The organism is Nocardioides sp. CPCC 206348 (assembly GCF_048654705.1).
GTDB lineage: Bacteria > Actinomycetota > Actinomycetes > Propionibacteriales > Nocardioidaceae > Nocardioides.
The window spans coordinates 2,653-3,063 of the sequence record NZ_JBMCZA010000215.1; the positions used below are offsets into that span (position 1 = coordinate 2,653).

Below are 411 nucleotides of genomic sequence, written 5' to 3' on the forward strand. Positions count from 1 at the left end.
TTCGCCGGTCGCCGTCTCGGCTACGACGAAGCCATGGGACGGCACGTCGTCACGCTGGTAGCGGACGGTGGCAGCCACCACCGAGACGGGCCCGTGGATCTCTGCGACCACAGGCCGAGGCGTGTCGAGGCGACGGAGTGCGGGAGCGGTGATGGCACGCACGGGTGGCCGCGCGCCGTAGATGCCCATCGCATGCTTGGTGAGCAGGCCTCCGTTGGCGGTCACGAGACCGAGGCTGTCCGGCTGCTCTCGCAGCCGTTCGACCATGGTGGCGATCGAGTGCGTGACGTAGTTGTTCCAGGGCCCACCCGCGAACGTGAGGCCGCCCGTGACCGTCAATGCCCCGGACAGCGGCAGCCCCAAGGAGCGGGCAGCCACCTGTACCGCGGACGGGAAGCAGGAGTAGATGTC

At 69.1% G+C, this 411-nt stretch carries 1 pseudogene; it reads right to left on the reverse strand.

Annotated elements, in window-relative coordinates:
• Window positions 1-411, reverse strand: a pseudogene (locus tag ACOADB_RS22800) (enoyl-CoA hydratase); the annotation flags it as partial.